Consider the following 8,983-nt stretch of genomic DNA (forward strand, 5'->3'; position numbering starts at 1 on the left):
GTTGCAACTTTTCTAAAAAGCTCGAAAATCATTTTAAAGCCTTTGATTTGACTTTCTTTTACCTTAATAACGGATTTGTTTAACGCCAGCATACTTTTTGAAACACCACCTAAAATTTTTTCTTTTTTTTCATTTGCTTTTGCATGGTCTGCTGCTGCCAATTTGGTTAAGCTAGTTCATGATTTAAATTTTTTAGAGGGCAGCTATGTTAAAAATTTACGGAATTAAAAATTGCAGTTCGATGAAAAAAGCCTTTGATCTGCTGACTGAGCAAGGTCTGAGTTATGAATTTCATGATTATAAAAAACAGGGCATCGATGCTGAAACCATCAAAACCTGGCTGGATGCCTTGGGTCAGGATGTGGTCCTGAACAAGAAAGGCACCACCTGGCGTAAACTTAGTGAAGAAGAGCAACTAACCGCCCTGTCGAGTGAAGATGCATTAATTAATGCATTAACTACCCATACCAGTTTAATTAAACGTCCAATCTTGGCGACCTCTACAGGATTTATTGCCGGTTTTGATGAAACAGCTTATCGTGGCTTAGCCCGCTAATATCATGTATTGAATAACACTCATAAAAAAAGCCTGACATCGGTCAGGCTTTTGTATATCTGCTTAAAATAAATTAGTTGGCACGAATCCAGGTCTGGTTACGACCCAATGCCGCTACGCCGATGAAACCACGTAGCTCAAGTTTCTTGCCACCGTCTGCCAGCTGGCCTTTCAACTTATAGGTTTTACCAGATTGCGGATCTAGGATCGAACCGCTGTCATAACTGGTACCACCAGCATTTTTCAGACCTTTAACAATGGTCAGGCCTTTCAGAGATTTGTTGTGATATGGACCTTCACATTTCTTGCAGGCATTTTCTTCACCTGGAGTTAACACCGACTGAATGCTGGCTGACAAAGTACCATTCTTTTGTTCAGTGAATTTAACCATCGCCTTCGGCTGCTTGGTTTTATCATCAATGGTTTTCCATACCGTGCCATTTAAAGGATCCGCGGCATTAGCCAGTGCAGATAAGCCTAGTAGTCCTAACGTAAGCGCTATTTTTTTCATTTTTCTTCATTTCCTTAGTCTGAAAATAGACCCATGTAGTATTAAAAAGTCACAACAATTTTTCAATTTTTAGGTGTGACTATTTAGTGTAACCTTGTAAATATGGTTGGTAAATAATCTACACGATCAATAAAAGCACAAAAAGATGGAAGGAAGATGAAGATAAGCCCGCTAACGAAACAATTAATTACAGAAAGCTTTTTAAAAACGGCCATTCGTGCCCCGAGCAGATTCAGTCTTCCACCGAGTTCGATGCGTATTGCTCTGGAACAGATGTGCAAACTTTTCCCTCAGGATAAAACGGTACAGATTCGCTCGCTCCGACTGGCCGGACTGCGCGCGGAAGAAATTAAGCCGCAGCAGGAATCGACCCAGCTGATTTTTCATATTCATGGCGGCGCATTTTACTTAGGTTCTTTAAATACCCATCGCGCCTTTATGACTCAAATTGCGGCTCGAACCCAGATGCAGGTGCTGCATGTCGATTATCCGCTATCACCCGAATCTGCCTATCCTGAAGCCTTGGAAGCCTTGTTTGATGTCTATAATCTGCTGCTAGATCAAGGTGTTCAGGCCAAAGATATCATTCTGTCCGGCGATTCGTGCGGTGCCAATCTGGCGCTGGCGCTGGCACTCAAACTGCAAAAAGAAGATCGTCCCCAAGTTAGCGGTTTGATTCTGCTGTCTCCACTGCTGGATTTAACGTTGACCAGTGAATCTTTACGTTATAACCAGAAGCATGATGCCCTGCTGTCTCTGGAAACAGTTCAAACCGGGATTGAATATTATGTACCGCGTTCAATTGATCGGGGTGATCCGGAAGTTTCTCCTTTTTTTGCCGATTTAACCGGTTTGCCACCGATTCATATTCAGGTAGGTTCCAAGGAAATTCTGCTGGATGATGCTAGCCGTTTTAAAGAAAAAGCGGAACAGGCGGGTGTCGAGGTCGAATTTAAACTGTATACCGGTATGTGGCATAACTTTCAGATGTTCAGTGCCTGGTTCGATGAAGCTAAACAGGCACTGAGTGATCTTGCAAAATTTGCCCATCGTCTGGACCGAGATTAAGCATGATTTAGCATATAAAAAAGGTCAGCCGTAGCTGACCCTTTGAAAAGAGGTTTTAGGTTTTAAATGGCCTGAACTTGCTGCAATGCAGTTTGCAATGCTTGGGCTTTAACCGCTTCGCCCATGTTCACTCCTTCAGCACGAATCACTTCGATATCATTCACACCGGTAAAGTTAAACACGGTTTTCAGGAAAGCCTCCTGAAAATCAGCCGGGCTTTGCTCGCCATAGACACCACCACGGCTGCTGGCAATATACACTTTCTTATTGCCCGCCAAACCCACAGGACCTTGTTCGGTATATTTAAAAGTACGTCCCGCGACACAGATCCGGTCAATCCAGGCTTTTAGGGTCGATGGCAAACCGAAGTTATACATCGCTGCACCAATCACCACGATATCTGCCTGCAAATATTGATCTAAAATTTCCTCGCCCAATGCCGTTTGTTCTGCATTCTGGCCCATTAAAATTTCGGCGGTAAGATGAGGAATAGGCTGTGCAGCCAGATCCAGATACTCAACTTCAATGGCCTCAGCATATTTTTGCTGCAGTTGTTCCACCACAGCCTGAGTCAACTGACGCGAAATAGAAGCATCTCCTAAAATACTGGAATCAATCTGTAAAACTTTCATGGCTTCGCTCTTTATCTTTGGTTGTTTCTAACAATGCAGCCATTTTAACGATTGACTATATTGAAATAATTAGTACAAATAAAACACATCATCCTGAATTTAGAACAAAACTGTATACCTCTTAACCTCTTTAATTTTGATTAAGACCCTTTGACATAGCCTGGATCACTTGCGCTATCGGCAAAGACTGAGCAGATCAGATATCAACTAAATCACAAAAATGTTTTAAATATTGTTGTTTATCAAGCATTCAAACTTATGTTATCTTGTGTAAATAAAGTTATAAATATCCAATAAGTCTTAAAAAAAATCTGCCATAACAATTAAAGTCAGACCGGGACCATGAAGCGAATATCGCCTGTATTAGAAAAAGTGCTAAGACACAGAATCAAGAAATATCTGGTCGAAGATGAAGTCGTGATGAACTGGCGCATCCTGAAGAAATGCATCCTGATGCTGACCTTGGGATGCGGAGTACATCTGACCTGGCTCGGCTGGGATATTTTCGTGTTATTAAATCCCGAATATTGGCAATATGTTCATCTAGAACGGGTCTATACACAAATTACTCTGAACAGCAGCTTTCTGGTAATTCTATTTCTCCTGATTTTTCCCTGTTATAAATTTCAGGGCAACCGTCTGGTGGAACGTTATCTGCCCTATCTGGCAGTCGGCACCTTTGTGGGTTCGCTATGCCGGGATGCCTATATTGTCGGCGTGATCAGTCCGGTCGCTACCACCGCTTACGTCTGCTTAATTATGGTCGGTCTGGTGCTGTTTCATCGCACGCTGGTGTATAGCATGCTGATTCCCGCCTCCATTTTTCTGGGCGGATGCGCCTATTTAAGTTTCAGTCATCAATTGCCTTATTCACCGCTATTTAATATCGATGACAAGCTTTTCTATAATGGTTTCTGGCTGTTATCGATGCTGTATTTCATTTTGCCAATTCTGGCCGTCTGCATGGTGTTATTCGAGATTCTGCTGAGCCAATGGCGTCATCGCGAGCAGCTGATCAAACAGCTGAGTCAGATTGATCCGCTCACCAACCTGTTTAACCGCCGTAGCATCAACCAATGTCTGGATAAACTGAATGCCGCAGCCACTCCCAATTATGCTTTAGTGCTATTAGATCTGGATCATTTCAAGAAAATTAATGATCACTATGGCCATAATAAGGGCGATGAAACCTTAGTCGAAGTGAGCGCCGTGCTGAACCAGCAATTGCGCGAAAGTGATGTAGTCGGCCGTTTTGGCGGGGAAGAATTTATTTTGGTGCTTAAAAATACCAGTCTGGAAAAAGCCGAACAAGTGGCTGAACGCTGCCGCATCGCCATTCAGCAGTTGCAGATTTTCAGTGATGAGGGTGAGCTGATCCCGGTGACCGCCAGTTTCGGGATTGCCATTTCTAGCGCGGAATTACGCCCGCAACAGTTATTAAGTCAGGCCGATCAGGCGCTTTATCAGGCCAAAGCCGGTGGGCGTAATCTGGTCAAAGCCTATGCTGAACCGGTGCCAGCACAGATGCAGGTTTCTTAAACGGGTTCAGCTTTTTTTAAGAACTAAATTATGGATTTTCACTTTGAGCCAGTGCTTGCAGCTGTGCCAGCAATTCTGCCTCGCTAAAAGCACCGGTTAAACGTAAACCCCTAATTTCCTGCTGCTGCGCATTCAAGAATAAATACGTCGGCGGCCCGAGAATTTCCCATTGGTTTAACAGCGCTTGATGAGAGACATTATATTGGCTTAAATCCAGCTTGATCAGGAAATATGGCGCAAGCGCCTGCTGTACCGCTGCAGATTTTAAAATACGATGTTCGATCGGCTGACAGGCAACACACCAGTCGGCGTAGACATCAATAATAATCTTTTGCCCTTGTGGTGCCCTGTCCAAAATCTGCTGAAATTCTGCTGCACTACGTGCCACATGCCACTTGGCTTCTGTGCTCGCCTGCTCCACAAAAAAACGCTGACTGTGCTGATATTGGCTATAAGCGATATAGGGCACGGCCAGTACCAGACACAGGATATATAGCCATCTCAAACCGGTACGATGCCAGAAAATCCGGAACAGCACATAAGCCACGAAGGTCATACCCAAAGCTAGGGATAACCATTGTAAAGCGGCTTCTGAAATCAGTGGGCGAATAAAATACAGCGCCAGCGCCAGCATGATAAAGGCAAAGAGCACTTTGATCTGATTCATCCAGTGCCCGGCTTTAGGCAGAATCCGTGCACCCAGAATACTGGCCAGTAATAAAGGCGTCCCCATTCCAAAACCCAGGGTAAACAGCAGTAAAGCCCCCTGCCACTGACTTTGCGTCTGGGAAATAAACAATAATGCACCTGCCAGTGGTGCGGTCATGCATGGTCCCACCAGAAGCGCCGAAATCATGCCCATAACGCCGGCACTGACCAGACTACCTCCCTGCTGCATGGCCTGTGCCCGATCCAGACGATGAACCAGACGTTGCGGCAATTTGATTTCAAACAGGCCAAACAGATTCAGCGCAAACAGGACAAACAGGATGCTAAATGCGATCAGGGTTCCCGGTTGCTGCAACCAGCGCTGGAAGTTCAGACCAGCTGAAGACGCAATTAGGCCAAGTACTGCATAGACAGCGGCCATACTGCTGACAAAAGTCAGTGCAATCATCCAGGCTTTCAGACCTTTACTGTCACGTACGATCAACGAGGTCAGAATTGGCAGCATCGGCAAGGAACACGGGGTGAAAGCCAGTAAAATTCCCAAGCCGAAGAACAGTAAAAGCCCATAGCCCAAAGAGCGCTCAAGCAACTGGGCTGACCATTTCTGGTCTTGTGCTGCATAAGGTTCGGTTTGTGTGTTGGCTGATGCAGAGATTTCATCTGCTGTAGATTCTGAGGAATCCACTGTATTAAACAGGGTATTGTGTTGCAGTGATGAAGTATTCAGATCAAGTAAACGCTTTGCTCCTGATCCGGCAGCTTCGAATTGCACCAGACCGGACAAATCGGTCTTGAACTGAATGGTTTGTGGCGGATAACAGATCCGGTCTTTGGCACAGCCCTGCCAGCTGACCTGATAGGATTGCCCCGCCTGAGTCGGAATTTGAAACTTTAACTGCTGATAATAAACCTGGGTATGTCCATAGTTATCATCATATAAATCTTCAGCGGGTGGCAACTCAAACGACACCGGTTGGTTGCCCTGCCGGACTTCAATTTTATGCTGATACAGATAATAGTTGTCTGGAATCTGCCAACTCAGTTCAGCCTGCTGCTGACTGGTGGAGATCACGCTCACAGGAAAAGCCTGCTCGGCAGACAACAATGCAGTTTCCGCCTGAGCAGGACTGCTGAACAAGGTGCTTCCCAAAATAACCGGGGCAAGCATTTTCCCCCAGGTCGGGAACTGCGAGTATTTCATCATCTGTGAGTTGAATAACTTAGAACAGCACAGAGAAACCTAGGCCTGAGAAGTAACTTCGATCTGCACCATCCAGATCTACACCGACATTCGCATCCAATTGGACACGGTCGTTTAAGGCATACATAACCCCGGTACCGAGCGCGTATTGATTATCGACACTTTCAGCTTTACGGTAAATCAGTTCAGAATAACCTGACCAGCGATCAGTAATGCGGTAGCCTAGAGAAGGAATCGCAGACACTGCCCAGTTGCTGTCCTGCCATTCATAACGCATGGTCAATGCGGTACTGACCAAGTCATTATATTGATACGACACGACAGAACCCAAGCTGTAAATATCTTCTTCATTAGTGAAACCGGCATTGCCTGTTGCAATGATGGCTTCGGCCAGCAAAGCCATACTGAGTTTGTCATCATCCAAATCAATGGCCTTTTTCAGACCAATACTAACATCGCCCAGACCATCATCTTCTTCGGTCTGGCCATTGGATTTCACTTGGGTCCAGGTCGGGCCAGCCCAACCTAAACGCAATTCCAGATCATCACTGAGTCCGGTACGTAACAACATATCTGCACTGAGTGTGGTCACGGTCTGATCGCCCGACTTGCTATAACGCGCTGTAGGCAAGCCTTGCTCCCAAGCGACATTTCCGACTGGAGTAATTCCAGTACTCAGACCCTCACCTGGTCGATCAAATTCAAAATCTGCTGCGAAAAGCTGTGCACTACAACCGGCCAGTGCAATCAAACCCAAGGTTTTTAATGTTGTCATGTTGGAGCTCTTTATTAAAATTTAACTGAGTTCTTTGGTCATTTTTGCGCCATGCTTGCGAAGCAGTTCTAGCGTCTGTTTTTCTTCGTCTAAAGCTTCTGACCAGTTGATTTCATCAAAATCACAATCAAAGAATAGATCACTAATTGAAGATAAAATAGTCATGCCATCTTCATCTTTGCTATTTGGATCGACTTTTTCATCCAGTAAACGCTGTACAGCCGGTGCACATGCGGCACTCGCGGCATCCCAGAGCGGGCCATAAATTTCTTCTGCATCCCACAGATGCAGATTCACTTTGGCCTGGATCAGTTCTTCCAGAATCTGTAAATGTACCGCCAAACGTGCCTGTTTCTCATCTTCTGAAAGTGGTGTACCGGCTTCATACAGTTCACACACCTCTTCCCACCATTTGAACAGGCCATCTGACCAGACCGAAATCACCGGGCCTTTGTCATGATCAATAAAATTCGGGTTGAGTCCATCTGCCAGCAGCTGTTTAACCTGGTCCAGATTTAATTCTTCGAGTGCTTGCACAAAAAGCTGTTGTTGCGCAGTTAACATGATGGAGCTCACTTTGATTCGTTTTCGACTATTATGCCGAATAAAGCAGGATTTGTTGTGCTTCTCATAACTATATTTTTGTTTAATACGAAAAAAGCCCCGCAGGGCTTTTTCAAATCGGTTCGGCTTACTCTTCGATATCCGCAGTATCTGTGTCTGCTAGGTCGAGAGCACCAGGACGAACATTGTCTTTTTTCTCGATCACATGTTCCAGACTACGTTTCAGTCGGTCAATTGCACCATGGATCGCAGTATCGACATTATGGCCACGGTGATTGACTACGACAGGTTTCAAGCCTGCAGGACGCGCTTCAATCATACAGCGAATATCGTCATCGCCGCCTTTGGCGCCATTTTCATCACTGAGATGGACTGAAAAATGGGTAATACGTTCGCTGTGGCGCTGGAATTCTTGATTTAATTCTTCCCGTACATAAGTAATTAAACGATCACTATTCTGAATGTGGTTATCGGTACGAAGTTCAATATTCATATATTACCATCCTCAATCTTTGTAACTTTTGAGTGCAAAATTTTTTATCTTGGCACGTTTGTAGCTTGCTGTTTCGCATCGCATTTCACTTCTTCAAATGATTGGAATCACACCCTCCATTTTGAATGATGAACACATTTTTGAGTCTGCAGAATCGTGTCCTTATATCTTGAATATCGGCTGTATCTGGGAAATATGCAAGTGATATTTTGGTTTTTTAGCAAAAGAATAATCCATTGTGACAACTGCTTACTCAGCTCAAAAATGCAGGATTTTTCAAACGGCAATTGCGCAACTCTTCACACGATTTAATTTGAAATGTTTTTTGGCCAGACCGATAAATCGCTTAAATAACACTCGACCAGAAAACCTAAAAAAGAGGAATTAAAAGTATTTTTTATCGAAATTAGCTCACTTTTATCTAATAATTTTTCTTATAAGATCTGCATCTAGTAAGCCTTACAGTCCTGAATAGATCATATGCTTTATCATTATTTACTTACTTTTGCAGAATCAGGAAAAATACCCCTTCGTCATTCTAAAATAACAACCTGCAAAAATGATTTTCAATTGAAATATAAGACCGATCACTCTTATTTTACGACGCTGAGAATAGGCTTATAAAACGAGGGTTATTTGAGATTTTAAAAGTAGCTTCATTACACAAACAGAACAAAGCTGTTCAGCCTCAGGCCCAAATTAATTACTAAACAATCTGTATATCCCCCTATTTTTACTGATTTTCTAAGTTAATCATCGTGAATAGAGGTGGATCAGGAAATTTGAACAACACTTATAAGTGATATTTTGCTCCCCAAATGATGTTATAAACATCAATATATGGAGTATTTTATGACACGTAGTCCAAGAAGAAATCATTCAAATGACTTTAAAGCTAAGGTAGCACTTGCTGCGATTAAAGCAGAAAAAACACTTGCTGAATTGAGTGCTGAATTTGATGTTCATCAAAACCAA

The 8,983-nt window shown here is 43.7% G+C and carries 9 protein-coding genes and 2 pseudogenes; 5 read left to right on the forward strand and 6 right to left on the reverse strand.

The window, feature by feature from the left end:
- Nucleotides 1–83: pseudogene (locus WFH18_RS15445) on the forward strand (IS1 family transposase); the annotation flags it as partial.
- A 122-nt stretch (nucleotides 84–205) separates the two neighbouring features.
- Complete coding sequence (locus WFH18_RS15450) at nucleotides 206–556, forward strand: Spx/MgsR family RNA polymerase-binding regulatory protein (RefSeq protein WP_005245670.1); 351 nt, start codon at nucleotides 206–208, stop codon at nucleotides 554–556.
- Between the two features lie 73 nt (nucleotides 557–629).
- Here the strand turns inward: WFH18_RS15450 and WFH18_RS15455 are convergent, their stop codons facing one another.
- Nucleotides 630–1,067, reverse strand: a complete 438-nt coding sequence (locus tag WFH18_RS15455; RefSeq protein ID WP_005105342.1) for a DUF2147 domain-containing protein — start codon at nucleotides 1,065–1,067, stop codon at nucleotides 630–632.
- Nucleotides 1,068–1,223: 156 nt separating this feature from the next.
- On the opposite strand from WFH18_RS15455, the gene WFH18_RS15460 reads away from it, so the two are divergent.
- Nucleotides 1,224–2,135 (forward strand): alpha/beta hydrolase, encoded by a 912-nt coding sequence (locus tag WFH18_RS15460; protein ID WP_164543175.1) that lies wholly within the window; start codon nucleotides 1,224–1,226, stop codon nucleotides 2,133–2,135.
- A 62-nt stretch (nucleotides 2,136–2,197) separates the two neighbouring features.
- Here WFH18_RS15460 and WFH18_RS15465 read toward each other — a convergent pair whose 3' ends face one another.
- Complete coding sequence (locus WFH18_RS15465; protein ID WP_262443139.1) at nucleotides 2,198–2,767, reverse strand: FMN-dependent NADH-azoreductase; 570 nt, start codon at nucleotides 2,765–2,767, stop codon at nucleotides 2,198–2,200.
- 342 nt (nucleotides 2,768–3,109) lie between these two features.
- Here WFH18_RS15465 and WFH18_RS15470 point away from each other — a divergent pair, with 342 nt between their 5' ends.
- Nucleotides 3,110–4,306: a GGDEF domain-containing protein gene (locus tag WFH18_RS15470; protein ID WP_262443140.1), complete on the forward strand. Its 1,197-nt coding sequence runs from the start codon at nucleotides 3,110–3,112 to the stop codon at nucleotides 4,304–4,306.
- Between the two features lie 28 nt (nucleotides 4,307–4,334).
- On the opposite strand, the gene dsbD is transcribed toward WFH18_RS15470, so the two are convergent.
- The 4 genes from dsbD to WFH18_RS15490 form a co-directional block, all read right to left on the reverse strand.
- Nucleotides 4,335–6,176, reverse strand: a complete 1,842-nt coding sequence (dsbD, locus tag WFH18_RS15475; RefSeq protein ID WP_262443141.1) for a protein-disulfide reductase DsbD — start codon at nucleotides 6,174–6,176, stop codon at nucleotides 4,335–4,337.
- 19 nt (nucleotides 6,177–6,195) lie between these two features.
- Nucleotides 6,196–6,951, reverse strand: a complete 756-nt coding sequence (locus WFH18_RS15480; protein ID WP_253100158.1) for a transporter — start codon at nucleotides 6,949–6,951, stop codon at nucleotides 6,196–6,198.
- Between the two features lie 21 nt (nucleotides 6,952–6,972).
- Nucleotides 6,973–7,515 (reverse strand): hypothetical protein, encoded by a 543-nt coding sequence (locus WFH18_RS15485; protein ID WP_039902494.1) that lies wholly within the window; start codon nucleotides 7,513–7,515, stop codon nucleotides 6,973–6,975.
- Nucleotides 7,516–7,642: 127 nt separating this feature from the next.
- Complete coding sequence (locus tag WFH18_RS15490; RefSeq protein WP_005108164.1) at nucleotides 7,643–8,008, reverse strand: HPF/RaiA family ribosome-associated protein; 366 nt, start codon at nucleotides 8,006–8,008, stop codon at nucleotides 7,643–7,645.
- 852 nt (nucleotides 8,009–8,860) lie between these two features.
- On the opposite strand from WFH18_RS15490, the pseudogene WFH18_RS15495 reads away from it, so the two are divergent.
- A pseudogene (locus tag WFH18_RS15495) lies at nucleotides 8,861–8,983 on the forward strand (IS3 family transposase); the annotation flags it as partial.

Source organism: Acinetobacter sp. USHLN143 (genome assembly GCF_037145695.1).
GTDB classification, from domain to species: Bacteria; Pseudomonadota; Gammaproteobacteria; order Pseudomonadales; family Moraxellaceae; genus Acinetobacter; species Acinetobacter fasciculus.